This window comes from Micromonospora sp. NBS 11-29 (assembly GCF_002140155.1).
Taxonomy (GTDB): Bacteria; Actinomycetota; Actinomycetes; order Mycobacteriales; family Micromonosporaceae; genus Micromonospora.
In genome coordinates, this window is record NZ_NAPR01000023.1 from 30,912 (window position 1) to 55,876 (window position 24,965).

The window sequence follows — 24,965 nt, forward strand, 5'->3', positions numbered from 1 at the left end:
AGCTGGCCGGCCGGCCAGCCGGTGTTGCCGGTGAAGGTCAGCCGCACGTAGCGGCGGTCACCGGCGGGCACCGCGATGGACACGCTGTTGCCGGACGCCGGGTCGAACGTGTAGCCGGCCGCCGCCTTGAGCGTGGTGAACGACGAGCCGTCGGTGGAGCCGAGCACCGCCACCGTCTGGTTGCGGGTCTGCCAGGCCGCCGACGGGGGCAGCTTCAGCACCACCCGGGCCACCGGGCGGGCGCTGCCCAGGTCGACGGTCACCGACTGCGGGAACGCGTTGTTGGCGCTCTCCCAGTAGGTGTTGGTGTTGCCGTCGACGACGTTGCCGGCGCCGTACACGTCGGCGTGGCTGGTCTCCGCGACCGGCCGGCCCGCCGCCAGGTTGCCGGTCGGCGGCGCGGTGGTCGGCGGCGGCGTGGTGGGCGGGGCGGTGGTGGGCGGCGGCGTGGTCGTGCCGCCGCCGTACACCTCCAGCTCGCTGAGCTGGGCCGCCGGCCAGCCGGTGTTGCCGGTGACGGTGACCCGGACGTACCGGCGGGCACCGGAGGGCAGCGCGATCGACACGCTGTTGCCGGCCGCCGGGTCGAAGACACGCCCCGTCGACGCGGCGAGCGTCGAGAACGACGAGCCGTCGGTGGAGCCGAGCACGGACAGCGTCTCGGTACGGCGTTCCCAGCCGGCCGGGAGCTTCAGCACCACCCGGTCGACCGTGCGCGACGCGCCCAGGTCGACGGTCAGCGACTGCGGGAACGCGTTGTTCGCGCTCTCCCAGTAGGTGGCCGCGTTGCCGTCGACCGCGTTGCCGGCCGCGTACGTCTGGTTGACGCTGGTGGCGGTCGCCGGCCGGCCCAGGGCCAGGTTCCCGCCGCTCGGCGGCGGCGTGGTCGGCGGGGCCGTGGTCGGCGGCGCGGTGGTCGGCGGGGCCGTGGTCGGGGGCACGCTGGTGGGCGGCGGGCTGGACGGCCCGTTGCCCCACTGCGGCTGCGGCCACGGCCCGCAGTACGGGGTGGCGGTGTACCAGCCGGAGTTGCCGGTGCCCTGGGTGATCTGGAAGCCGCTGCCGACGCAGTTGTGCATCGGGTTGGCCTGGGCGATGTTGGTGGCCCGCACGTTCGTGAAGCTCACCTGGCTGGGCGCCTGGACCTGGAGCGCGTACGTGCCCGCGCCGTCGATCCGGACGTTGGTGAAGCTGATCCCGCTGGTCTGCCCCTCGATCCAGTGCAGCGCCGCGTACGAGCTGTCCAGGATGTCGGTGTCGGTGACGTTGATCGCCGCGCCCTGGATCGGCTCGTTGAGCGCCGAGAACCAGATCGCGCCCACCCCGAACTGCCAGTTGTAGTCGGAGTTGCCGTTGCGGATCAGCGTGTTGCGGGCGACCGTGATGGTGCCGGCCACCGCCGTCGACCCGGTCACCCCGGGATAGCGGTTCGCGACGTGGATGCCGCCGCCGTTGGTCACCGAGTCGGCGGTCACGTTGTCGGCGATGGTGATGTTGCGTCCGCCGTAGGTGACCAGGTGGTTCGCCAGGATCGTCACACCGATGGTGTTGTGGGTGAACGAGTTGCCCACGTTCGGCACGCTCTGCGCCCACATGGCCAGCGCGTCGTCACCGGTGTTGCGGACGAACGTGTTCGTCACCGTCGAGTTGGTGACGCCCCAGTGGAAGTTCACCCCGTCCGCGGTCTGGTCGAGGATGCGGCTGTTGCGGATGGTGAAGTTGTCCATCGGGCCGTCCATCCAGGCGCCGACCTTGGTGTGCTGCAACCAGAGGTTGTCCACCACCGAGTTCGACATCGCGCCGCCGAGCGCGTTGACCTGGTCCTCGTCGACCCGCTCCCGGATGTCGCCGATGATGGCGAAGTCCCGCAGCGTGACGTTGCGGCTGGGCCCGCCGGCCTCGTGCGAGCGGATCTCACCGGAGTAGCCGCCGCCGGGCACGTACTTGCCGTAGATGCCGGCGGCCCGCTTGCGGTCGGTGGGGTGCCGGCCGCCGAGCACCGAGTACCACGGCCCGGCGCCGCGCAGCGTCACGCCGTCGACCACCACGTGGTCCCAGAGCGTGAACGTGCCGGACGGGATCCACACCGCCTTCCCCTGCGCCTTGCCGGCGTCCACGGCGGCCTGGAACTTCGCCGTCGAGTCGGTGGCGCCGGTCGGGTCCGCGCCGAAGTCGGTGACCACGTCCAGCACCCCGGACGGCTTGGCGATCGGCGACCCGACCAGCTCGAAGTCGGCCAGGTCGATGGTGAACGTGGGCGACTGCGCGGTCGAGGAGACCTGGAGGCGGATCTTCGTGCCGGCCGGGTAGGTGGTGCCGAACATCGCCCGGGTCTCGTCGTAGAAGTGGTGCGGGTTGGTATCGCCCGGGTTGTTGTTGAACGGGTAGCCGCCGTAGTACCAGCCGTACCGTGAGGTGACCGGAACGGCCTTGACCAGGCTGCCGTTGGCGCGCAGGTCGATGCTGGCGTCCCGGCCGGTGCCGGCGGCGCTGTCCGGCAGGCTGTAACGGAAGGTGACCGCGTTCGCCGGGGCGGCGAGCGTGAACTCGACGTACTCCCCGACCGCGTCGAGCGTGACCGCCTCCCGGCCGGACGCCTCGGACGGCAGCGTGCCGTAGCGCCGGTCGGGGCCGATCTTCGTGCCGTTGTGGGCGGCCTGCTCCGCCTCCTGCTCGCGGAACGGCACGGTGGCGCCGCGGCCGGTGATGTCGAACGGGGACAGCCCGGCGGCGTGCGCCGGGGTGGCGGTGGAGGTCAATGCCACGACGGTCAGTGTCGAGGCGGCGAGGGCGGCGGCGGACAGGGCCGCCAGCCCGGTTCTGCGGTGGCGGTGCGTGGTGCGGTGCTCGGCCATGCGGGGTGTGCTCCCTTTCGTCGGTGGCCAGGTCCCCCGTTTACGGCGGTGCTGTTCCTTCCTCCCCAGGTGCGGCGGCGGCCAGGACGGGCCGCCGGTCGTGATGCGGTGCGGTGACGCCGGCGGCGGGACGGATCCGCCGGCGCCGCCGCGGTTCAGGCCGGTCGGGTACGCAGCCAGACGGCGGTGTCCGGGGGCAGCCGGTCGTCGTCGAGCGGACCGCTGGCCAGCAGCGGCTTCTCGTGCGCGGGCAGCGGCACGGTCTCGTCGCCGAGGTTGACCAGGCAGGTGAACCCGGGTTCACGGGTGAACGCGAGCACCCGTCGCGGCGCGGGCAGCCAGGTCATCGCCCCGTCGCCGAGCGCCGGCTCGGCCCGGCGCAGCGCCAGCGCCGCCCGGTACAGCTCCAACATCGAGTGCGGGTCGCCGGTCTGGACGCCGACCGTGCGGTCCTTCCAGTCGGCCGGCTGCGGCAGCCAGGGCGCGGCGGTCGCGCCGTCCGGGCTGAACCCGAACGGCGGGTCGTCGCCCTGCCAGGGCAGCGGCACCCGGCAGCCGTCGCGGCCCGGGTCGACCCGCCCGGAGCGTTCCCACATCGGGTCCTGCCGCATCTCGTACGGGATGTCCTCGACCTCCCAGAGCCCCAACTCCTCGCCCTGGTAGACGTAGGCGGCGCCGGGCAGGGCGAGGGAGAGCAGCGCGGCGGCGCGGGCCCGGCGGGTGCCCAGTTCCAGGTCGGTGGGGATGCCCTCGCGCTTGGCCGCGAAGCTGAACGTGGTGTCCGCCCGGCCGTAGCGGGTGACGTGTCGGGTGACGTCGTGGTTGGACAGCACCCAGGTGGCCGGCGCGCCGACCGGCGCGTGCGCGGCCAGCGTCCCGTCGATGCTCTCCCGCAGCGCGGCGGCGTCCCACGCGCAGCCGAGGAAGTCGAAGTTGAACGCGGTGTGCAGCTCGTCCGGGCGCAGGTAGTTGGCGAACCGCTGCCGGTCCGGCAGCCACACCTCGCCGACCAGCGCCCGGCCGCCCGGGTAGCTGTCGGCGATCCGCCGCCAGGCGCGGTAGACGTCGTGCACGCCGTCCTGGTCGCGGAACGGGTGCGGCCGGTCCGGGTCGACCTCGGGCAGCGTGCCGTCCTTGACCAGCAGGCCGGCGGAGTCGATGCGGATGCCGTCCACCCCGCGGTCGAACCAGAACCGCAGCACGTCCTCGAACTCCGCGCGCACTCGAGGGTGGTCCCAGTTGAAGTCGGGCTGCTGCGGGGCGAACAGGTGCAGGTACCAGTCGCCGGGCGTGCCGTCCGGGTCGGTGGTGCGGGTCCAGGTCGGGCCGCCGAACTCGCCGGTCCAGTCCGTCGGGGGCAGTTCGCCGTTCGGGCCGCGTCCGGTGCGGAACCAGAACAGCTCCCGCTCGGGGGCGTCCGGGCCGCCGGCCAGCGCCGCCTGGAACCACGGGTGCGCGTCCGAGCAGTGGTTCGGCACCACGTCGACGATGGTCCGGATGCCCAGCGCGTGCGCCTCCGCGATCAGCGCCTCCACCTCGGCGAGGGTGCCGAAGACCGGGTCGATGTCGCGGTAGTCGGACACGTCGTAGCCGGCGTCGGCCATCGGGGACGGGTACCAGGGGCTGAACCAGATCGCGTCGACGCCGAGCGTGGCGAGGTGGTCCAGGCGGGACCGGATGCCGGCGACGTCGCCGATCCCGTCGCCGTTGCCGTCGGCGAAGCTACGCGGATAGACCTGGTAGATCACCGCGGAGCGCCACCACGGGCTGCTGTCGACGTTGGACACGGGCACCTGCTTTCTGCGGGTCGGTTCTGCTGCGGCGGGCTGCGGGCGGCGGCGCCCGGTCAGCCCTTGAGGCCGCCGGTGGTCAGGCCGGACATGATGTTCCGTTGGAAGATCAGGAACAACACGACGGTGGGGATCGCGGCGATCACCGACGCGGCGATCACCACGTTCTGCGGGGTGCCGCCGGCGAAGGCGTAGATGCCGACGCTGACCGTCCGCGTCTCCGGGGACGGCATGACCAGCTTCGGCCAGAGGAAGTCCTTCCACACCGCGGTCACCGCGAAGATCGCGACCACGCCGAGGATCGGGCGGGACATCGGCAGGACGATCGACCAGAGCGTGCGCAGCGGCGACGCGCCGTCCATCACGGCGGCCGACATCAGGTCCTCCGGGATCGAGTCGAAGAACCGTTTGAGCAGGAAGATGTTGAACGCGTTGGCGACCAGCGGCAGCCAGATCGCGAACGGTGAGTCGAGCAGGTTGACGTGCACGATCGGCAGGTCGATCACGGTCACGTACTGCGGGACGATGAGCACCATCGCCGGGATCATCAACGTCGCCAGCATCATGCCGAGGATCACGCCGCCCAGCACCGGGCGCAGCTTCGACAACGCGTACGCCGCGGCGGTGTCGAACACCAACTGGAACAGCACCGCGCCGGTGGCGTAGTAGAACGTGTTGAACAGCAGCTTGGCCAGGTCGAGGTTGGTCCAGGCGTCGACGTAGTTCTGCGGCTGCGGGTCGCGCGGGAACAGCGACGGTGGGGTCTGCGCGATCTCCTGGCCGCTCTTGAGCGCGCCGGTGACCATCCAGTAGAGCGGGCCGAGGAAGACCAGGGTGAACGTCACCACGACGAGGGTGAGCAGCACCCAGTAGAGGATCCGGCCGCGACCGCGACGAAGCTGGGCGTGGGAGATGAGGGTCCGGGTGGTGAGGTCGGCTGCCATGTCCTAGTCCTGTCTCGCGGTCAGTCGCACGTAGACGGCGGAGAACCCGGCCAGCACCACGAGCATGATCACCCCGAGCGCGGCGGCGCCGTTGAGGTCGTTCTGGAAGAACCCGTGCTGATAGATCAGGTACGCCACCGACGTCGCCGAGTCCTGGGTGCCGGCGCCGTTGGCCAGGATCAGCGGCTCGATGAAGAGCTGCATGGTGGCCACGATCTGGAGCATCGCCAGCAGCGCGAGGATCAGCCGGGTCTGCGGAACGGTGACGTGCACGATCCGCCGCCACACGCCGGCCCCGTCGATCTCGGCGGCCTCGTACAGCTCGCCGGGGATGTTCTGCAACGCGGCCAGGTAGATCAGCACCGCGCCGCCCATGTTCATCCAGGTGGAGGCGAGCACCATGGCCGGCATCGTCATCGTGGGCGACTGCATCCACTCGGACGTGGGCAGGCCCACCGCGGTGAGGATCGCGTTGAACAGCCCCGCCTCGCTCGGGTCGTACGCGTAGAACTTGAACAGGAACAGCGCGGACGCCGGCGGCAGCATCACCGGCAGGTAGACCAGCACCCGCAGGTAGCCCTTGGCGTGGCGCAGTTCGTTGAGCAGGATCGCCACGAAGAACGGCACGGCGTACCCGAGCACGAGCGCCAGACCGGTGAAGACGAACGTATTCTTCCAGGCGGTCCAGAAGCTCGGGTCGGCGATGATCCGGGTGTAGTTGTCCCAGCCCACCCAGGTGGTCTCGCCGCGCCGGGTGCGCTGGAAGCTCATCATCACGCCGCGCACCATCGGGTACCACGAGAAGACGGCGAAGCAGGCGACCGCGCCGATGAGGAACGTGTGCCCGGTCAGGTTGTCCCGTACCCTTCGGCCGAGTCCGGCCCGGCGCGCGGCGGAACGCTGCGGCGTCGGCGCGGGACGGCCGGGACGGCGGGTGACTCCCGGGGCGGTGGTGAGCGCCAAGGCGACTCCTGCGGTGGTCGGGGTGGGGGCCGGGCGGGGCCGGCCCCCACGCGGGTCGGATCAGCTACCGGCGGCCAGGAGCTGGTTGACCTTGTCCTCGGCGGTCTTGAGCAGCGTGTCGATGTTGGCGTTGGGATTGGTCAGCACCCCGGACATCGCGGAGTCGAGCACCGCGTAGATGGCCTGGGCGTTGCGCGGCTCACCCTTGATCGGCACCGGGTTCGCCTCGAAGACCGCGAAGTTGGTGGTGTCCACGTTCGCGTTGGCCTTGCGCAGCTCCAGTTCCTTCTTCTGCGCGTCGCTGCCGTTGGTGAACAGCAGCGGCTGGGGCAGGCCGACCGGGTAGTTCTGCGGCTTGGCCCGGACGTAGTCGAACTGGCCCTTGCCCGGGGTCAGCTTCTGGTAGGCGATCCACTTCAGGCCGGCCTTGACCTGCTCCGGGCTGAGGCCCTTCTTGAAGAAGTAGCCCTCGCCGCCACCGAGCGTCGCCTTGGCCGGGCCGTCCTGGCCGGGCAGCGGCCCCATCGCCCAGTCCTGGTACTTGCCCTGGAACTGGCTGACGATCGCCTGGGTGGCGTCGGGGGCGCCGATGAACATGCCGACCTTGCCGGCGCCGGCGTTGGTCAGCAGGTCACCCCACTGGAGGAGCTGGCGGCTGCCCATGCTGTTGTCGCCGTAGCGCATGTCCTTGAGGTTCTGCAGGACCTGCTTGCCCGTCGGGTTGTTGAAGTCGGCCTTCTTGCCGTCGGCGCTGAGCACCTGGCCGCCCTGGGAGTAGAGCAGCGAGGTGAAGTGCCAGCCGCCGGTGTTGCCGGCGCTGTACTCGGAGTATCCGGCGACGCCACCGCCGAGCGCGGAGATCTTCTTGGCCGCGGCGCGCACCTCGGGCCACGTCTTCGGCGGGTTGGCCGCGTCGAGCCCGGCGCGCTGGAACAGCGCCTTGTTGTAGATCAGGCCCATCGAGTAGTTCTTCACCGGTACGCCGTAGAGCTTGCCCGAGTCGGTGAAGACCTCCTTGAGCGCGGGGTCGACGCTGTCCCAGGTGGGGATCGTGTCCTTGGTGGCGTACTCGCTGATGTCCATCGCCTGACCGGAGTCCAGCACCTGCTGAAGGTCGGTCATGTAGCCGTAGAAGACGTCGGTGACGGTGCCGCCGGCCAGGCGGGCGGTGAAGTCCGGCGGGTTGTTGCACTGCTCGCCGACGCTGACGCTCTTGACGACGATGTCCGGGTTCTGCCGCTGGAACTCGGCGACGTCGTCGTTCCAGTTCTTCAGCAGCTCCTTCTGCGCGCCGACCGGCTGGCAGTCCACCGTGATGGTGACCTTGCCACCGGCGTCGCCGGAGTCGTCGCTCTTCGTGGAGCAGGCCGCGAGGCTGAGCCCGAGGCCGGCCGCCAGCGCCATGGCCGCGACCTTCCGATATTGCGGTACGGACATCTGTCCATCCCTTCGGGAACGGGTTATCGATGACCTTGATTGGGGTCAGGTGGAAGTGGAGTCAATGTAGCGACATGGACTCTTCACAGCAAGGTTTCGATCCGATGACGAAAGAACACGACTTCGCAACGGATGATCGCGACCAACCCGATCGACGGGTGGCCCCGCGCGGGCATGGCGATCTCGCCGGGCGTCACCCGGCCCGGTTTGTCCGCTTCGCGATTGCTCAGGCCGGAGGTCGACGCCGGTACGCCGATGTGGCGGGGTCAGGGCGAGCTGGACGCCGCCACAACCCCGAACTGGCGCCGCTAGGCGCGGGGAGCGGGCGCGGTGGAGCCCCGCACCACCAGCTCGGGTTCGAAGAGCAACTCGTCGTGCAGCACGCCGGCCCCCTCGATCTGGGTGACCAGCAGATCCACCGCGGCCTGCCCCATCGTCTCGATCGGCTGCCGCACCGTGGTCAGGGGCGGATCGGTGCAGGTCATGAACGCGGAGTCGTCGAAGCCGACCACCGAGATGTCGGCCGGCACCGCGCGCCCGAGCCGCCGGGCGGCCCGGATGGTGCCCAGCGCCAGCACGTCGCTGGCGCAGATGATGCCGGTCACCCCGCGTTCGACCAGCTTGGTGGCGGCCACCCGGGCGCCCTCCATGGAGAAGCTGGAGCGCTCCACACAGCTCGCGTCCTCGCCCCACCCGGCCACCTGGGCCATGGCGTCCAGCTTGCGCCGGGACGGCACATGGTCCTCGGGGCCGAGCACCATGCCGATCGTCTCGTGCCCGAGCGACCGCAGGTGCCCGTACGCCTGCTCGACGGCGACCGCGTCGTCGGTGGACACCCGCGGGAAGCCCAACTCCTCGACGCCGGCGTTGACCAGCACCACGGGCAGGCCCCGGTCGATCAGGCGTCGGTAGTGCTCGTGCGAGGCGTCGGCCAACGCGTACGAGCCGCCGGCGAAGATGACACCGCTGACCTGGTGGTCCAGGAGCATCTCCACGTAGCCGGACTCCGGCACGCCGCCGATCGTGCGGGCGCAGAGCGCCGGGGTGAAGCCACGCTGGGCGAGCGAACCGGTGACCACCTCGGCCAGCGCCGGGAAGATCGGGTTCTGCAGCTCCGGCAGGACCAGCCCGACCAGTCGGGCCCGCTCTCCGCGCAACTTCGTCGGCCGCTCGTAGCCGAGCACGTCGAGCGCGGTCAGCACCGCCGTGCGCGTCGACTCGGAGACGCCCCCGCGGCCGTTGAGCACCCGGCTCACGGTTGCCTCGCTGACACCCGCCTTGCGGGCCACCTCCGTCAAGCGCTTCGTCACGGCGGCAATCTTACGTCTGATTCTTGCAAGAACTGAACAGGGGATCGGCATCCTCCCGGTCATCTTCACGCGCAATCCGGCCGAAAGATTCGAGCAGCGCCTTGCTTGAAAGACGACAGAGGCCAGGAATAACATGAGGCACCTTGCTGGCGGGGCCCCCGTCCCGCGCCGAGGCCACCACCGTCCCCCTCCCCCGAGAAAGTGGGTGCTCCGATGCAGCGGAGCGTTCGACGCGCGACCGGCCGCCCGGCCGTGCCGCGGATCCTCGTCGCGGCGGCCACCACCGTCGCCCTGGTCGTACCGTCCGGAGCCGCCGCGTCGGCGGCCTCGACCCGCCCGCCGGTCACGGCGGTGACCCGGGCCGCCCTCGACCCGGCGCTGACGGCCGGCCGCGGCGCCACCGTCGACTACGTCGAGCAGGAGGCCGAGCACGCGCGCACCACCGGCACGGTCATCGGCCCCGACCGGTCCGCCTACACGCTCGCCGGCGAGGCGTCCGGCCGCCGGGCCGTACGACTGCTGCCCGGCCAGTACGTCGAGTTCACGCTTCCCCGAGCCAGCAACGCGCTGACGGTGCGCTACAGCATCCCGGACGCGCCGGGCGGCGGCGGCATCACCGCCCCGTTGCGCGTCGCCGTCGGGCGGGCGCCCGCCCGCACCATGACGCTCACCTCCCAGTACGCCTGGCTCTACAACCAGTACCCGTTCACCAACGACCCCGGCGCCGACCTGCTCCACCCGGACTGGTGGATCACCGAGTGCGCCTGCGTGCCGGCGGCCACCACGCCCGCGCCGGTCATCGACAAGCCGTTCCGGCCGCACCACTTCTACGACGAGCAGCGGCTGCTGCTCGGGCGCACCCACCGGGCCGGCGAGGTGGTCCGGTTGACCGCGCCGGCCGGCTCGAACGCCGCCTGGACCGTGATCGACCTGTTGGACGCGCACCTGATCGCCCCGCCCCGGGTGCTCCCCCGCTCGGTGAACGTGCTGGCCTTCGGCGCCGACCCCACCGGCCGGCGGGAGTCCGCGGACGCGTTCGACCGGGCCGTCGCGTACGCCCGGCGGGTGCACCGCCCGCTCTACCTACCGCCGGGCACCTTCCAGGTCAACCGGCACGTCGTCGTCGACGACGTGACCATCACCGGCGCCGGTAGCTGGTACACCGTGGTCAAGGGGCGCGAGGTCGCGCTCGACACCCCGGCCCCCGACGGCTCCCGGCACACCGGCGTCGGCTTCTACGGCCGCGACGCCGCCGACGGGGGCAGCCGCAACGTCCACCTCGCCGGCTTCGCGATCGAGGGCGACGTCCGGGAGCGGATCGACACCGACCAGGTCAACGCCATCGGCGGGGCGCTGAGCCACAGCACCATCGACGGCCTCTACCTGCACCACACCAAGGTGGGGATGTGGTTCGACGGGCCGATGACCGGACTGCGCGTCACCGACACCGTGATCGCCGACCAGATCGCCGACGGGCTCAACTTCCACACCGGCGTCACGCACTCCTCCGTCACCAACTCGGTGGTCCGCAACAGCGGCGACGACGCGCTGGCCATGTGGTCGCAGGGCACGGCCGACGCGGCCAACACGTTCGCGTACAACACCGTGCAGTCGCCGGTGCTGGCCAACGGCATCGCGCTCTACGGCGGCACCGACCTGACCGTCGCGCACAATCTGATCGCCGACCCGGTACGCGAGGGCAGCGCCATCCACGTCGGCTCCCGCTTCGGGGCCGAGCCGTTCGCCGGCCGGATCCGGATCACCGGNCGATCTGGTTCTACGCGCTGGACCGCAGCATCGATGCCGACATCCAGGTGGTCGGCGACACCTACCTGGACAGCACCTACAACGCCGTCATGCTGGTCAGCGACTGGCCGGTGAAGGACACCGTACGCATCGACGGGGTGACCTTCCGGCGCATCCGGGTCGACGGCACCGGCACCTCCGTGGTGAGCGCCCGAACCGCCGGCGGGGCGAGCTTCGCCGACGTCGACGCGCGCAACGTGGGCGCGGTCGGGGTGAACAACTGCGGCTCGTTCCACTTCACCCCGGCCGGGTCGGAATTCACCCTCACCGATCTCGGCGGCAACGACGGCGGGTGGCTGGCCCCGTGGCTGCCCAACACCATCACCTGCGACGACCGCCCGCCGGTGGTGCCGCCGCCCCCGCCGACGACCTGGTGACACCGACGCGGCCCCNGGCCCCACTCCGGTCGCCCCGCGCCTCGTCCCTGCCTGCGCCTCGTCCCCGCCTGCGACACACCCGCCCCGCGGCTCATCCCCACCCTGCTCAGCGCACCGATGCCCGCGTCGTCCTTCGAGGTTGCGGGTCCATCCCGCCGCGACGTCGTGGCACGGGCGCACCTCGTCGTGAGGCATCCGGCATCGCCCCCGTCCGCAGGGACGATCGATCACGGCGTGTGATGGCACGAGCGGGTACAGCCGGTCCGGCAGCGGTATACCAGCCAGTCATAAATATGACTGGCTGGTATACCGACGTGGAGCCTCCTCTGCGTCGGGCCGCGACACGCCGAACACACGTCGGTGGCGAGAACCCTCCCGAGCACCACGCTCCACACCATTTCGGCGAAGGTGCGGGATCGGCGCACCACGAATGCCACCACATCGGCGAACCGGCGACGCGAACGGACAGATGCGCGAACGAACAGATGTGCGGCGGGCGGGCCACGCACGGCGGCAGGGCGAGCGGGTGCCGACAACGCACATCGCCACCGGCCCGCGGCCGGTGGCGACGTGTGTCGAGTGTGCTTGCGGATCAGGCCTCGGTGAGCTGGCCCCGCAGCTTGGTCAGGGCGCGGGCGAGCAGGCGCGACACGTGCATCTGGGACACGCCGACCCGAGCGGCGATCTCGCTCTGGGTCAGGTTGCCGTAGAAGCGCAGCGTGAGGATCTTCTGCTCCCGCTCGTCGAGCGTGGCCAGCGCCGGGCCCAGCGAGGCGCGCAGCTCGGCCAACTCGTACTCGTTGTCCTCGGTGCCGAGGGTGTCGCCCAGCTCGGTGGCGCTGTCGCCGTCGCCGATCGGGGTCGAGAGCGAGACCGCGTTGTACGCGCGGGCACCCTCCAGGCCCTCCAGCACCTCTTCCTCGGTGACGGCGAGGTGGGCGGCGATGTCGGCGACGGTGGGCGCCCGGTTGAGGGTCTGGGTCAGCGTGCTGTTCGCCTCGGAGATGCGCAGCCGCAGCTCCTGGAGGCGGCGCGGGACCCGGATGTTCCAGGTGCGGTCGCGGAAGTGCCGCTTGATCTCGCCGAGGATGGTCGGGATGGCGAAGCCGGCGAAGTCGACGCCGCGGGAGGCGTCGAAGCGGTCCACCGCCTTGATCAGGCCCAGCGCGGCGGTCTGGGCGAGGTCACCGGCCGGCTCGCCCCGGCCGCTGTAGCGGGCGGCCAGGTGGTTCGCCAGCGGCAGCCACGCCTCGATGACCTGGTTGCGCAGGCCGGCCCGCTGCGGGTGGTCGGCCGGCAGCGCGGCGAGCGCGGTGATCAGCTCGCTGGCGCGGCTCTCCTCACCGGTCTGCGGCGCGCGGTGCACCTCGGTGACGGACGGTGCCATGGTCATCGTGGTCATGCTGCCCTTCCTGTCCTCGGAGAACGGGTGGCTTCCCACACCGGTCGTGCCAGCCACACTAGACCAAAGGGCACGGCCAAATCAACCGAACGGTTGATGGATGTTTCCCTCAAAGACGGACAAAAGGCCAAAGCAGCGATGTCAGCGGGGCAACAACGGCCGGTAGTCGGCGGCGGTCAGCGGCAGCGCCGACACGCTCCCGTCCGCGCGTGGGACCTCCAGCGGCTGCCCGTCGCGGCGGAACGCGACGCTGTCCACGTCGGGCCGTTGGGTGAGGCTGCACACGATCTGCCCGAAGGCGAGCACCTCGTCGTTGCGTCCGGTCTCCTCACCGGCCTGGCGTACGTCGACGGTGGCGACGGTGCCCCCGAGCGTCGCCCCCGCCACGGCCACCGTGCCCGGCAGCGCGGTGGCCAGCCCGCGGCTGCGCTCCGCGCGGTCCGGCCCGGCCAGCAGGTGCTGGAGGTGGGCGTCCACGCCCGGCAGGCCCTCCACCCTTCGGGTCGCCACCGCCAGTCCCTCGTCCCGGACGAAGCAGAACGGCTCGTCCACCCGCCCGTCCGGGTCGACGGTCGCCGTCCCGGCCGGCGTCGGGGACCGGCCGGGCGGCGGCTGCACCAGGCGGGGCTCGTCGTCGACCGGCACTCCGCAGCCAGCCAGCAGCACGACCGCCAGCGCCGCCACCGCCGGCAGGGCCGCCACCGGCCGGCGGGTCATCGGACCGCTCCGGGCAACTCGACCCGGAACCGGGCGCCCCGGTCCCGGTCCAGGGCCGCCGCCGTGCCGCCGTGCGCGGCGGCGTGCTGGGCCACCAGGGCGAGCCCGAGGCCGGTGCCGTCGGTGGCGGCCCGATCGTGCGCCGCCCGACCCCGGACGAACCGGTCGAAGATGGCCTCCCGGTCGGCCGGTGGCACGCCCGGACCGTCGTCGTCGACCTCCAGCACCCCGACGCCGTCCTCGGCGCCGAGGCGGACGGCGACCGGACCACCGCCGTAACGTTCGGCGTTCTCCAGCAGGTTGAGCAGGACCTGGGCGAGCCGGCGCCGGTCGACCCACCACCGGTGCGGGACCCCGGCCGGCACCTGCACCAGGCTCTCCGGCAGGGACCGCTCCCGGCAGGCGGACCGGGCCAGTTCGGCCACGTCGACCGTCTCCCGATGCGCGGGCTGCTCGGTGCGGGCCAGTTGGATCAGGTCGTCGACCAGGCGCTGGAACCGGGCCACCTCGTCGGCGACCAGGCCCGCCGCGGTGGCGGTGCGCTCGTCCTGGTGCTCCCTGCGGCGCTCGAGCACGCTCGCCGCGGCGGCCAGCGTCTGGAGCGGGGAGCGCAGTTCGTGGCTGACGTCGGCGGCGAAGCGCCGGTCCCGGTCGATCCGCCGCACCAGCTTGTCGACCATCTCGTTGAACGAGCTGGACAGGCGGGTGAGGTCCGGGTCGGTGGTGGGGTCCAGCCGGGTGGCGAAGTCGCCGGCCGCGATCCGCTCGGCCGCGTCGGCGACCGCGGTGAGCGGCCGGAGGCTGTGCCGGGTGGCATACCAGCCCAGTGCCGCGCCGGCTCCGGCGATCATGATGGCCACCGCGGTCAGCGCCAGGCCGACCACCTGGAACGTCTCCTCCACCTCGCGCAGCGAGGTCAGCTCGTAGTAGCCCAGCTCGCCAGGGAGCGGCACGCCCACCAGCAGGGTCGGCTGACCGTCGAGGCGGATCCGCTGCACGGCGGGCTGCCCGTCGGCGACCACGCGTTGCAGTTCCGCCGGNGCAGCGGGCGGCGGGCGCTGCCGGTGTCCAGCGAACGCAGCACCGCCACCACGTCCGGGGTGCCGGTGTCCAGGCCCGAGCGGACCACCGCGGCGTCGTAGTACGCGGCCCGGATCGCGGTGCGCTCGCGCTCGTCGAGCAGCGAGCGGCGGGTCAGGTCGTACGAGAAGAGGGCCATCAGGGCGGCGAGCAGCAGGGCGCCGACGGCGAACACGGCGGTGACCCGGGCGCGCAGTCCGGGACGGCTCATCGCTGGAGCTTGTAGCCGAGGCCCCGCAGCGTGACCAGGTGGCGGGGGTTCGCCGGGTCCGGCTCGATCTTCTGCCGCAGCCGGCCGACGTGCACGTCCACCAGCCGCTCGTCCCCGGTCTCGTAGCCCCAGACGCGGCTCAGCAACTGCTGGCGGGACAGCACCCGGCCGGCGTGCTCGGCCAGCTCGCAGAGCAGCCGGAACTCGGTCCGGGTCACCGGCACCGGCCGGCCCGAGCGGCGGACCTCGCCGGCTTCCGCGCTGATCTCCAGGTCACCGAAGAACTGGGCGGGCGCGGGCCCGGCCACGGTCACGGTCCGGACCCGCCGGCGCAGGGCCCGCAACCGGGCCGACAGTTCCTTGATCGCGACCGGCTTGACCACGTAGTCGTCGGCTCCGGCCTCCAGCGCCGCGACGATGTCGTGGGTGTCGTCGCGGGCGCTGATCACCACGACCGGGACGTCGTCGTCGCGCCGTAACTGCCGGATGCAGTCGAAGCCGTCGATTCCGGGCAGCATCAGGTCGACCAGCACGTAGTCGGCCGGCTGCTCGCGCTGCCGCCGCAGGCCCTCCTCGGCGGTCGCCGCCCCCCGGGCGTCGTAGCCCTCCTCCTCCAGGGCGAGTTGCAGCGCGAGCCGGATGCGGTCGTCGTCCTCGATCACCAGTACGGCCGTCATATGGGCATCATGACCGGCCGACCACGGGTCGCCCAATCCCGCCGGCCGATCGCGGTTTTTGTCACCGAACCGTCATACAACCGTCCGGTGACCTCCACGGTCGCCGCCCAGAGTGGTGGCCTGACCCGATCCCCGCCACGGAAGCGAACCGATGACCACCAGCCTGCCGTCCCCGCCGCCGGAGTCCGGCGTGCCGCACGTCCGGGTGGACATCACCGACGAGTTGGACCTCGCCGGGCTGCCGGAGGTCGCGCACGTCCTCGACCAGGTGTTGGCGCTGCGCCCCCGGGAGGTGACGATCGACCTCGCCGAGTGCCGGCACGTTGACGCCGCAGCCGTGGCGCTGCTGCTGGACGTGCACCGTCGACTGACCCGGGGTGGCGCCACTCTCCTGCTGAGCAATCCGCACCCCCGGATCCGACGCATCCTGGCCACCGGGCTGGGCGCGGCCGTACCCATCGTCGACTCGCCCCGACCGGCCGCCCGGGGCCGGGCCCGGGTCGCGTCGACGCGGCGATGAGGAGACATCGGTGACCGGCAGCACGCTCGTCGGGGCCGTCGTCGTCGGCCTCATGGTCGGCGGGGTCGGCCGGCTCGCCGTACCCGGGCGCAAGGCCGCCCCGGTCTGGCTGACCCTCGCGCTCGGCGTGGCCGCCGCGCTGCTCGGCGCGATCGTGGTCGGGCTGGTCGACCGCCGTCCCGCCGCGTCGATGCTGCTGCCCCTGGTGGTGCAGGCCGGCTTCGCCGCCGTCGCGGTCGTGCTGGCGGTGCTGGCCGCGGGCCGACCGACGGCGGGTCGGCAGGCGTCCGGTGACCCGGCCGCCCGGCGAAAGGAGGAGGTGTGACGGTCGTACCGGCGGAACACCTGATGATGCTCATCTGCGACGGCTGCGGCGACAGCGTCACCGGCACGGGCGCCACCCTGCCGGACGCCGAGGTGGTGTGGACGCTGGTGTTCGAACACGACTGGGTCGGCTCCCCGTTCGCCTCCGGGCCGCACCACTGCCCCCGGTGCAGCGTCCGGGCGGCGGTCGCCGACGACGGTCTGGGCCTCGACGACCTGGAGCAGGTCGGCGGGGCGCNCGCTGCGTCCGGGACGACCGGGTGCTGGTCGACCTCGCCGGCCTGGAGGTGATCGACTCCGTCGGCCTCGGCCTGCTGGTCCGCGCGCACCAGGAGGCCCGGCGGGACGGCCGGCGGCTGTGCCTGGTGGCGCCGTCCCGGTTCGTGCTCACCGTGTTGCACACCATGCGGCTCGACGGCGTCTTCAGCGTCGTCGACGGCCGCACCCCGGCGTCGGGAGCCGCGCCCCGACCCGCGCTCGTGACCGAACAGAAGGAGCCCTCCCCGTGGTGACGCCCTGGCCGTACCCCGAGTTCCCGTTCACCGGCGGCGGCCCCGAGCCGGACGGCGCGGACGCGGCGCTCGCCTCCGCGGTGGCCCAGCGGTTGAGCGCCGACTGGACCACCCGCCGGCAGCAGATCACGGTCACCGTGCAGAACCGGGTGGTCATCCTCGCCGGGCTGGTCGCCGATCCGGAGACCCGCCGGGTCGCCGCCGAGCTGGCCTGGGACGTGCCGGGTGTGTTCGACGTCTGCAACGCGCTGCGGCTCTACGGCGGGCGGCGCGGCGGGCGCTGATCTTCGGCGCGGGCGGTTGCACCCATCGGCATCCGCCTCTACCCTCGGCGTGGGAGCGCTCCACAGGCTGCCACGTCGGGCTTTCCGGGCAGGTCAACGACGGGCACCGTCCGATCACCACCCATCAGATGGGACCTTCCCGCATGATCTCGATACCCCGTCCGTCCCGGCGGCACCTGCTCGTCGGCGGCGCCGTCGGCGCGCTCGCCCTGGCGGCCACCGCAGTGCTGCCGTCGACCAACGCGATGGCCGCGACCGGCTGCGCCGTCACCTACACCACCAACTCCTGGCAGGGCGGGTTCACCGCCAACGTGACGGTCAAGAACCTCGGCGACCCGGTGAGCAACTGGACGCTGGGCTTCACCTTCCCCGACGGCGGCCAGCGCGTGGTGCAGGGCTGGTCGGCCACCTGGCAGCAGAGTGGTTCCGCGGTCACCGCGCGCAGCGTGGACTACAACGGCTCACTGGGCACCGGCGCCAGCACCAGCATCGGCTTCAACGGCTCCTGGACCGGGTCGAACCCGAACCCGACCGCGTTCACGCTCAACGGCACCGCCTGCACCGGCGGCACCGGCACGCCGCCGCCCACCAGCACGCCGCCCACCTCTGCCCCGCCGACCACCCCGCCGCCGCCGACCGGCACCACGCCGGTGGCGATCAACGGCCAGTTGCGGGTCTGCGGGGTCAACCTCTGCAACCAGTACGGCAAGCCGATCCAGCTTCGCGGCATGAGCACGCACGGGTTGCAGTGGTTCGCCAACTGCTACCCGGACGCCTCACTCAACGCGCTGGCCAACGACTGGCAGGCCGACCTGCTGCGCATCGCGATGTACGTGCAGGAGCAGGGCTACGAGACCAACCCGACCGCCTTCACCAACCAGGTGAACGCGCTGGTCGACAAGGCCGAGGCCCGGGGCATGTACGCGCTGATCGACTTCCACACCCTGACCCCCGGCGACCCGACGTACAACCTGGACCGGGCCAAGACGTTCTTCGCGAACGTGGCGGCGCGCAACGCGGCCAAGAAGAACGTGATCTACGAGATCACCAATGAGCCCAACGGGGTGAGCTGGTCGACCATCCGGTCGTACGCCGAGCAGGTCATCCCGGTGATCCGGGCCAACGACCCGGACGCGGTGGTCATCGTCGGCACCCGGGGCTGGTCCTCGCTGGGCGTCTCCGACGGCGGCAACTCCGACGAGGTCGTGAACAACCCGGTCCGGGCGGACAACATCATGTACACGTTCCACTTCTACGCGGCGTCGCACAAGGACAACTACCGCAACGAGGTGCAGCGGGCCGCTGCCCGGCTGCCGCTGTTCGTCACCGAGTTCGGCACGGTCACCTACACCGGTGACGGCGCGGTCGACACGGCCAGCAGCAACGCCTGGCTCGACCTGCTCGACCGGTTGAAGATCAGCTACGCCAACTGGACGTACTCCGACGCGGCCGAGGGCAGCGCGGCGTTGCGGCCGGGCACCTGCGCGGCGGGCACCTTCACCGGGACCTCGGTGCTCACCGAGTCCGGCGCGTACATGCGCAACCGCATCCGCACCCCGGACAACTTCCCCACCTCCTGAGCGGGCGACCGGCGGCGGCCCTCCGGGTCGCCGCCGGTCAACCCTCGACCAGGCCGGCGCGTCGCCACAGCAGGCGGCCCGGTCCGGCGATCAGCCCCAACTCGCCGAGATGCTCGACGATCCGCCGGGCGGACCAGCACAGGGTCGCCCGCCAGTGCGGGTTGCCGCGGGCCGCGGCGACGCCGACCGCCGGCGGGATGCCGACCGCCGCGTACGCCCGGGGGTGCACCAGCCGGCGCGTGATCGAGTACGCGGCCCGCCCGATCACCAGCCGCGCGTAGCCCAGCGCGACCGGCCCGGCCGCCTCCACCTGACGGGCCAGCTCGGCCCGGGCGAACCGCACGTGCCGGGCCTCCTCCACCACATGGATCCGGGACACCATGCGGGTCAGCGGCTGCACCGACTCGTCGGCCATGGCCTCGCGTTGGAACGCGTCGAGGATCTCCTCGGCGATGAGGATGGACGCCCACATCTGCGGGCCGGTGGCGGTGGCCTTGAGCCAGCGACCGAGCAGGTGGTCGATCGGGTCGGCGCGGTAGACCGGGGTGCCCATCGCCTCGATGAGCCGGCCGAACATGATGGAGTGCCGGCACTCGTCGGCGACCTCGGTGAGCGCGTACTGGGCGTGCCGGCTGGTCGGGTCGGCGTCGTAGTAGTGCCGGATCAGCATCTGCATGAGGATCGTCTCGAACCACACCCCGGCGCTGGCCGCGCTGGCCACCTCGTGCCGGGTCAGCTCGATCCGCTGCGCCTCGGTCAGGCCGTCCCACAGCGACGTGCCGTAGAGGCTGCTGCGTCGCGCCGGCAGCCAGTACGCCCCGGGCACCGGCGGCGCCGACCAGTCGACCTCCACCATCGGGTCGTGGCTGGTGCGTACGGAGGCGTCGAGCAGACGGTCGGCGACCGCCTCCCGTGGGAATCCGGCCGGCGTCGGCTCCATGACCCCTCCGCACTGACGCAACGTCAAGATTGACGTAACTTCGAGTAACTGTTACGAGTAGTAGCATGCGACGCACCTCCACCGATGTCAATGCCGCCGACCCGCCACCGGAGCCGGCCCCGCGCACCGGCCGCCGCGACCGCTGGGCCGGCCACCGCGAGCAACGGCGGCAGGAGTTGATCGCCGCCGCCGTGCAGGCTCTGCTGCGGCACGGTCCGACCGTCGACATGGAGCAGGTGGCGGCCACCGCCGGGGTGAGCAAGCCGGTGCTCTACCGCTACTTCGCCGACAAGGCGCAACTCTGGCTGGCGGTCAGCGAGGTGGTGGCGGCCCGCGTGGTGGACACGATCGCGCCCGCGGTGGCGCAGGTCCGCGAGGAGCGGGCGCTGGTCGAGGCGACGATCGACGCGTACCTGGGTGTGGTGGAGTCCGAGCCGACGCTCTACCGTTTCCTCCTGCACGAGTCCGGCCATCCCGGCATCCAGCAGGTGGTCACCGGCACCAGCCGCCAGGTCGCCACCGGGCTGGCCCGGGTGATCGGCGACCGGCTGCGCGCGCTCGGCCTCGACGCCGGTCCCGCCGAGCCGTGGGCGTACGGGCTGGTCGGGTTCGTGCAGGCGGTCGGCGACTGGTGGACCACGCACGGGCAGCCGATCCGCCGGGAGGCGCTCACCGACTACCTGACCACGCTGCTGTGGAGCGGCATCGAAGGGGTCCGGCGCGGCGCGCCGACCTGCCGCCGGAGCTGACCCGCGCGCACGAGCGGATCGACCGGTGAGCTGGCAGGGTCCGGCCGAGATCGCCGGCACCCCGGTGCGGCTGCACGCCGACGGTCGGTGGGAGCCGGTCGACGGCCGCTACCACTGGGCCGGGCGGATCGAACCGGAGCCGAGGCTGGTGCGGCTGCTGCGCGCCGGCCGGCGCGACGTGGAGATCCGGATCGGCGAGCGGGTGGCCCGGGGCCGGCTCGGCGAGGTCGACCCGTGGGGCGGCGTGCGCATCACCGGCGTGGGCCCGCCGCCCTGGGGGTAGGGCGGAAGGATGACGACCGCCACCGTGCTGCTGGTCTTCGGTCGCGGCGTGGTCGCCGCCGACGACGGCTACCGGCTCACCACCGAGAGCGTCGCGCGCACCCGGGCCGCGGTCGCGTACGTCCGCGCCCACGCGGCCGCCTTCCGGCGCACCGCCGACGCGCGGGTGGTCTTCACCGGCGGCTGGCCGCACGGGCCCGCCGGTGCGCCCGGCCCGCCGCCGGAGTTCCGGGAGGGCGAGCTGATGCGGGCCCTCGCCCGCGCCGCGGGCCTCGACGCGTACGCCCGGTCGGTCGCCGAGACCCGCTCCCGCACCACGTTGCAGAACCTGGCGCACACCGTCCAGGACGGACTGCTCGGCGCGGCGGAGTTCACCCCCGCCCGCCCGTTGGGGCTGGTCTCCCACCCGTGGCACCTCCCCCGGATCCGCCTGCTCGCCGGTCGCGTCCTCGGGCTGGCCGGCGCGGCGCTGCTGGACGTGCCGGTGTCCGGCCCGGATCCGGTGCCGGCCCGACAGGAGCGGGCGGCCCGGGTCGCCTGCCGACTCGGCTATCTCGGTCTGCGTACCCCGGAGGCGCTCCTGCGGCGCGAACGGCGACTGACCCGCGCCGCGCACCGGGTCGGACGCCTCCTGGGCGGTCGCTGACCACGGTGGATTCGTGGCCCGCCCCGAGGGGTACGACGGATCGACCCGGCGGAGCCTGCCGGCGGGCGAAGCCACCCGGGAGGTCCCCCTTGATCGTGCTGGTGCCGGTGTACCGACCGGGTGACCGGCTGCCGCCGCTCGTCACCGACCTGACCGCCGCGCTGCCCGGGGCGTCCGTGCTGGTGGTCGACGACGGCAGCGGCCCGGCCGCCGCCGGCGTGCTCGCCGCGGCCCGCGACCGGGGGGCCACGGTGCTGCGCCGCCGGGTCAACCGGGGCAAGGGCGTGGTGCTGCGCACCGGCTTCCGGTACGCCACGAGCCACCGTCCCGGCGCGGACGTGGTGTGCGTGGACGCCGACGGGCAGCACCGGGTGGCCGACGTGGTCCGGGTGGCCGACCGGATGCGGGACACCGGCGCAGCGACCCTCGGTGTGCGCCGGTTCGACGGCGACGTGCCGGCGCGCAGCAGGTTCGGCAACGAGGCGACGCGCGCCGCGTTCCGGCTGGCCACCGGCCGGGACGTGCGGGACACCCAGACCGGGCTGCGGGCCTACCCGGCCGGGCTGATCGGCTGGCTCACCACGGTCCCCGGCGACCGCTTCGAGTACGAGATGAACGTGCTGCTGCACGCCGTGCGGGAGGGCCTGCCGGTCGAGCAGGTCGACATCGCCACCCACTACCACGCCGGCAACTCCGGGTCGCACTTCTCCGCGCTCGCCGACTCGGTGCGGATCTACCGGCCGTTGGTCGGCTTCGCGGCGCGCCGGCTGCTCTCGTTCGCGCCGGTCGAGCCCGACCGAGCCGACGTCGAGGTCACGTCGTCGCGTACCGCGGCGCGGATCACCTGAGCGGGCGCGGTCGTGACCGGGGACGGCCGGTCGCCCGGCCGTCCCCGGGACCGGTCAGGGGTAGCTGACCAGGTTCACCGGCACCGTGTTCGTGCCCTGGGCGGTGGCCCCGGTGTCGTTGATGACGTGGGTGATCGACCCGTTGCCGCCCAGCGAGACGGTCAGCAGGTTGTGGAACCGTACGCCGGACCGGGTCGGCGCCTCGAAACTGTGGTAGGCGGCGATGGTCGGGTCCACGTTGAAGTAGCAGTAGCTGCCCATTCCCCAGCCCTCGAACGTGGTGACCGCGTCGGCCACCTTGAACGCCGCGTAGCCGACCCGGGAGCCGTTCATCCAGGCCGCCGCGTTCGGTGGGTCGTACGGCAGCTCGTTCTGGAAGAAGATCGTCCGTCCGTTGTTCCCGTTCCAGATCACCTCGTGCTTCTGGTAGTGCTCGACGAAGAGCCCGAGCGCGGTGACGTAGTCGCCGTTGACGATCAGGCCGGTGTCGGCGGTGTTCACGGTCCAGCCGATGCCGGTGCCGTGGTCGCCCCGCCAGGCCCAGATGTGGTCGATCAACGCGTCGTCCTGGTTGACCACCAGGCTGGTGGTGGCCTTGCCGGCGTGCGCGCCCCCGATGCGGAAGAAGACGTCCTGGACGGAGGTGGGGTTGCCGGTGTGGCGCGCGGTCGACCCCGCCGGGCCGACCTGGAGCAGCACCGGCGAGTTCACCGCCCCGGCGTCGAACAGCAGCCCGGCCAGCCGGACCCCGTCGACGTCGGCGACCGTCATCGGCACCACGCCGTTCTGCGGCACCAGCGTCGGGTAGCCGATGCCGAGCACCACCGTGCCGGCCCGGTTGACCGCGATGGTCTGGTCGACCGCGTAGACGCCGGGGGTGAACAGCAGGTTCAACCCCTGGGCGAGCGCGGCGTTGATGGTGGCCGCCGAGTCGCCGGGCTTGGCGACGTAGAACTGGCTCAGCGGGATCGACGTGCCGGCGGTGGCACCGCCCAACCAGGACGCCCCGCTGGCGTTGGTCCGGGTGGACGGCACGAAGACCTGGTAGGCGCCGGCGCCGTCGAGGTAGAGGTAGGGCACGTCGCGGCTGACCGGGGTCTGCGCCAGCGTGGTGTACGGCGGGTTCGGGAAGCTGGTGGCGGGCGCCCCGACCACGCCGGAGTTGGTCACGTTCCACACCGCGTTGAGGTAGCCGCCGACGTTGCTGTCCCGGGTGTACCACTGCTGCTGCGAGTACGGCTGGACCACGCCGGTCACCCGGCTGTCCGCGATGTAGCCGCCGCTGGCCCAGCCGTAGCCGTTCGGGGCCAGGTTCAGGTCGCCCTGGATGTCCATCCGGCGGAACGGCGCGGCCTGCGACACCGCCCACCGGGTGAACCCGGCCGACGGGAAGATCTGCATGTTCGACGCCGACCGCCAGAAGTTCTGGGTGGCGTTGCCGTTGAACCAGCCGGCGTCCACCGTGACATCGCCGCGGATGCGCACGTCGCCGGGGTTCCGGCCGAGTCCCATGATCGAGGTGTAGAAGCCGATCTGCGCGTTGATGCCGGAGTAGTCGCCCGGCTTGAACATCAGCGCGTACCGCTGGGTGCCGAACTGGTTGGACTCCTGGGTGCGGAAGACGGCGTCGAGCTGGCTCTGGATGCTGGCGGCCGACATCGACGGGTCGAACGTGATCACGTTGGGGCCGAGCGGACCCCCGCCCGGGATCGTGCCGCCGCCGGTGGTGTGCACGCTGACCTCCCACAGCGAGTAGCCGTAGCTGGTGGCCCGCGCGGTGCCGTACACCCGCAGGTAGCGGCCCGAGCCGCTGACCGTGAGCGCGTCGGTGCCACCGTCGCCGCTGGTGGTGCTGTAGACGGAGGTCCAGGTGGCGCCGTCGGTCGAGGTCTGGATCTGGTACGCCCGGCCGTAGGCGGCCTCCCAGGTCAGCACCACCCGACAGATGCTCCGCACGACGCCCAGGTCGATCTGGAGCCACTGCGGGTCGGCGGCGGCGCTGGCCCAGCGCGTACCCGGGTTGCCGTCGACCGCCGCCGAGGCGGGGGTGCCAGCGTTCTCGGTCGAGGAGGCGGTGGCGGGCCGGCCCTGCGCCGCGTTGGTCGCGGTGTCGCAGCCGCTGCCGCCGCCGACCGTGCCGTACACCTGGAACTCCCAGAGCGAGTAGCCGTACCCGGTGGCCCGCGCGGTGCCGTACACCCGCACGTAGCGGCCGGTGCCGCTGACGGTCAGGTCGTCGGTGCCGCCGTCACCGTTGGTGGTGGCGAACACGGTGGTCCAGGTGGCCCCGTCGGTCGAGGTCTGCACCTGGTACGCCCGCGCGTACGCGCCCTCCCAGGCCAGGCTGACCCGGGACACGGTGGCGGTCGCGCCGAGGTCGACCTGGATCCACTGGGGGTCGGCGAAGGTGCTCGCCCAGCGGGTGCCGGTGTTGCCGTCGGTGGCGTTGGACGCCGGCGTGCCGGCGTTCTCGGTGGACGAGGCGGTGGTCGGCCGGCCCTGCGACAGCAGCGGGTCGGCGGCCCGGGCCGGGCCCGGCGGGGCGACCAGCGCCACGGCGGCGAGCAGGGCGGTCAACACGACGAGCAGCCGCCGGGCCGCTCGGCGGGGTGGGGACAGCGGGAACGGTACGGATGACATGGGCATCTCCGGGACGGGTGGAGTGCGAGGGCGTGACATGCGGTGGGCGGGTTCCGGTCGTGGCGCCGGTG

At 72.4% G+C, this 24,965-nt stretch carries 19 protein-coding genes and 3 pseudogenes; 10 read left to right on the plus strand and 12 right to left on the minus strand.

Annotated elements, in window-relative coordinates:
• From B1205_RS24650 to B1205_RS24680, 6 genes are all read right to left on the minus strand, one after another.
• A partial coding sequence (locus tag B1205_RS24650; protein WP_089157901.1) for a galactose-binding domain-containing protein occupies positions 1 to 2,855 on the minus strand: 2,855 nt, incomplete at its 3' end.
• 155 nt (positions 2,856 to 3,010) lie between these two features.
• Positions 3,011 to 4,642, minus strand: coding sequence for a glycoside hydrolase family 13 protein (locus tag B1205_RS24655; RefSeq protein WP_089157785.1), 1,632 nt, complete (start codon positions 4,640 to 4,642; stop codon positions 3,011 to 3,013).
• A 59-nt stretch (positions 4,643 to 4,701) separates the two neighbouring features.
• Complete coding sequence (locus B1205_RS24660) at positions 4,702 to 5,589, minus strand: carbohydrate ABC transporter permease (protein WP_089157786.1); 888 nt, start codon at positions 5,587 to 5,589, stop codon at positions 4,702 to 4,704.
• A 3-nt stretch (positions 5,590 to 5,592) separates the two neighbouring features.
• Positions 5,593 to 6,552 (minus strand): carbohydrate ABC transporter permease, encoded by a 960-nt coding sequence (locus tag B1205_RS24665; protein ID WP_089157787.1) that lies wholly within the window; start codon positions 6,550 to 6,552, stop codon positions 5,593 to 5,595.
• A 60-nt stretch (positions 6,553 to 6,612) separates the two neighbouring features.
• Entirely contained in the window at positions 6,613 to 7,989 is a 1,377-nt protein-coding gene (locus B1205_RS24670) for an ABC transporter substrate-binding protein (RefSeq protein WP_089157788.1), read from the minus strand.
• A 308-nt stretch (positions 7,990 to 8,297) separates the two neighbouring features.
• Positions 8,298 to 9,299, minus strand: coding sequence for a LacI family DNA-binding transcriptional regulator (locus tag B1205_RS24680; RefSeq protein ID WP_089157790.1), 1,002 nt, complete (start codon positions 9,297 to 9,299; stop codon positions 8,298 to 8,300).
• Positions 9,300 to 9,512: 213 nt separating this feature from the next.
• Here B1205_RS24680 and B1205_RS24685 point away from each other — a divergent pair.
• A pseudogene (locus B1205_RS24685) lies at positions 9,513 to 11,482 on the plus strand (glycosyl hydrolase family 28-related protein).
• 592 nt (positions 11,483 to 12,074) lie between these two features.
• Here the strand turns inward: B1205_RS24685 and B1205_RS24690 are convergent.
• The 4 genes and pseudogenes from B1205_RS24690 to B1205_RS24705 all read right to left on the minus strand — a co-directional run bounded on the left by B1205_RS24690 (position 12,075) and on the right by B1205_RS24705 (position 15,569).
• Positions 12,075 to 12,884 (minus strand): SigB/SigF/SigG family RNA polymerase sigma factor, encoded by an 810-nt coding sequence (locus B1205_RS24690; RefSeq protein WP_089157902.1) that lies wholly within the window; start codon positions 12,882 to 12,884, stop codon positions 12,075 to 12,077.
• A gap of 141 nt (positions 12,885 to 13,025) precedes the next feature.
• Positions 13,026 to 13,586 (minus strand): GerMN domain-containing protein, encoded by a 561-nt coding sequence (locus B1205_RS24695; RefSeq protein ID WP_176308791.1) that lies wholly within the window; start codon positions 13,584 to 13,586, stop codon positions 13,026 to 13,028.
• 11 nt (positions 13,587 to 13,597) lie between these two features.
• Positions 13,598 to 14,892, minus strand: a pseudogene (locus B1205_RS24700) (sensor histidine kinase).
• Complete coding sequence (locus B1205_RS24705; RefSeq protein ID WP_089157792.1) at positions 14,889 to 15,569, minus strand: response regulator transcription factor; 681 nt, start codon at positions 15,567 to 15,569, stop codon at positions 14,889 to 14,891. The pseudogene B1205_RS24700 and the gene B1205_RS24705 overlap by 4 nt, the downstream one beginning before the upstream one ends.
• 151 nt (positions 15,570 to 15,720) lie before the next feature.
• Between B1205_RS24705 and B1205_RS24710 the strand changes: the two genes are divergently transcribed.
• From B1205_RS24710 to B1205_RS24730, 5 genes and pseudogenes are all read left to right on the plus strand, one after another.
• Positions 15,721 to 16,089 (plus strand): STAS domain-containing protein, encoded by a 369-nt coding sequence (locus B1205_RS24710; protein ID WP_089157793.1) that lies wholly within the window; start codon positions 15,721 to 15,723, stop codon positions 16,087 to 16,089.
• Positions 16,090 to 16,099: 10 nt separating this feature from the next.
• Complete coding sequence (locus B1205_RS24715) at positions 16,100 to 16,414, plus strand: hypothetical protein (RefSeq protein WP_089157794.1); 315 nt, start codon at positions 16,100 to 16,102, stop codon at positions 16,412 to 16,414.
• Positions 16,411 to 16,925 (plus strand): annotated as a pseudogene (locus B1205_RS33170) (STAS domain-containing protein). Before B1205_RS24715 ends, B1205_RS33170 begins: the two are co-directional and overlap by 4 nt.
• Positions 16,919 to 17,209, plus strand: coding sequence for a BON domain-containing protein (locus B1205_RS24725; RefSeq protein WP_089157795.1), 291 nt, complete (start codon positions 16,919 to 16,921; stop codon positions 17,207 to 17,209). Before B1205_RS33170 ends, B1205_RS24725 begins: the two are co-directional and overlap by 7 nt.
• Positions 17,210 to 17,352: 143 nt before the next feature.
• Positions 17,353 to 18,789, plus strand: coding sequence for a cellulase family glycosylhydrolase (locus tag B1205_RS24730; protein WP_089157796.1), 1,437 nt, complete (start codon positions 17,353 to 17,355; stop codon positions 18,787 to 18,789).
• A gap of 37 nt (positions 18,790 to 18,826) precedes the next feature.
• On the opposite strand, the gene B1205_RS24735 is transcribed toward B1205_RS24730, so the two are convergent.
• Positions 18,827 to 19,729, minus strand: a complete 903-nt coding sequence (locus tag B1205_RS24735; protein ID WP_089157797.1) for an AurF N-oxygenase family protein — start codon at positions 19,727 to 19,729, stop codon at positions 18,827 to 18,829.
• A gap of 65 nt (positions 19,730 to 19,794) precedes the next feature.
• On the opposite strand from B1205_RS24735, the gene B1205_RS24740 reads away from it, so the two are divergent.
• The 4 genes from B1205_RS24740 (at position 19,795) to B1205_RS24755 (ending at position 22,254) form a co-directional block, all read left to right on the plus strand.
• On the plus strand, positions 19,795 to 20,478 hold the full coding sequence (locus B1205_RS24740) for a TetR family transcriptional regulator (RefSeq protein WP_254910180.1): 684 nt from the start codon (positions 19,795 to 19,797) through the stop codon (positions 20,476 to 20,478).
• Between the two features lie 25 nt (positions 20,479 to 20,503).
• Entirely contained in the window at positions 20,504 to 20,761 is a 258-nt protein-coding gene (locus B1205_RS24745; protein WP_089157798.1) for a DUF4873 domain-containing protein, read from the plus strand.
• Positions 20,762 to 20,770: 9 nt separating this feature from the next.
• Complete coding sequence (locus tag B1205_RS24750) at positions 20,771 to 21,406, plus strand: ElyC/SanA/YdcF family protein (RefSeq protein WP_089157799.1); 636 nt, start codon at positions 20,771 to 20,773, stop codon at positions 21,404 to 21,406.
• 95 nt (positions 21,407 to 21,501) lie between these two features.
• Positions 21,502 to 22,254: a glycosyltransferase family 2 protein gene (locus B1205_RS24755; RefSeq protein WP_254910189.1), complete on the plus strand. Its 753-nt coding sequence runs from the start codon at positions 21,502 to 21,504 to the stop codon at positions 22,252 to 22,254.
• 54 nt (positions 22,255 to 22,308) lie between these two features.
• Here the strand turns inward: B1205_RS24755 and B1205_RS24760 are convergent, their stop codons facing one another.
• Entirely contained in the window at positions 22,309 to 24,894 is a 2,586-nt protein-coding gene (locus tag B1205_RS24760; RefSeq protein ID WP_089157801.1) for a discoidin domain-containing protein, read from the minus strand.
• Positions 24,895 to 24,965 lie beyond the last annotated feature (71 nt).

What these genes read in the sequence shown, in the direction of transcription:
- B1205_RS24660 (WP_089157786.1), bottom strand. Translation starts at nt 5,589, where the DNA reads ATGGCAGCCGACCTCACCACCCGGACCCTCATCTCCCACGCCCAGCTT.
- B1205_RS24670 (WP_089157788.1), bottom strand. Translation starts at nt 7,989, where the DNA reads ATGTCCGTACCGCAATATCGGAAGGTCGCGGCCATGGCGCTGGCGGCC.
- B1205_RS24690 (WP_089157902.1), bottom strand. Translation starts at nt 12,884, where the DNA reads ATGACCACGATGACCATGGCACCGTCCGTCACCGAGGTGCACCGCGCG.
- B1205_RS24705 (WP_089157792.1), bottom strand. Translation starts at nt 15,569, where the DNA reads ATGACGGCCGTACTGGTGATCGAGGACGACGACCGCATCCGGCTCGCG.
- B1205_RS24710 (WP_089157793.1), top strand. Translation starts at nt 15,721, where the DNA reads ATGACCACCAGCCTGCCGTCCCCGCCGCCGGAGTCCGGCGTGCCGCAC.
- B1205_RS24730 (WP_089157796.1), top strand. Translation starts at nt 17,353, where the DNA reads ATGATCTCGATACCCCGTCCGTCCCGGCGGCACCTGCTCGTCGGCGGC.
- B1205_RS24735 (WP_089157797.1), bottom strand. Translation starts at nt 19,729, where the DNA reads ATGGAGCCGACGCCGGCCGGATTCCCACGGGAGGCGGTCGCCGACCGT.
- B1205_RS24740 (WP_254910180.1), top strand. Translation starts at nt 19,795, where the DNA reads ATGCGACGCACCTCCACCGATGTCAATGCCGCCGACCCGCCACCGGAG.
- B1205_RS24750 (WP_089157799.1), top strand. Translation starts at nt 20,771, where the DNA reads ATGACGACCGCCACCGTGCTGCTGGTCTTCGGTCGCGGCGTGGTCGCC.
- B1205_RS24760 (WP_089157801.1), bottom strand. Translation starts at nt 24,894, where the DNA reads ATGTCATCCGTACCGTTCCCGCTGTCCCCACCCCGCCGAGCGGCCCGG.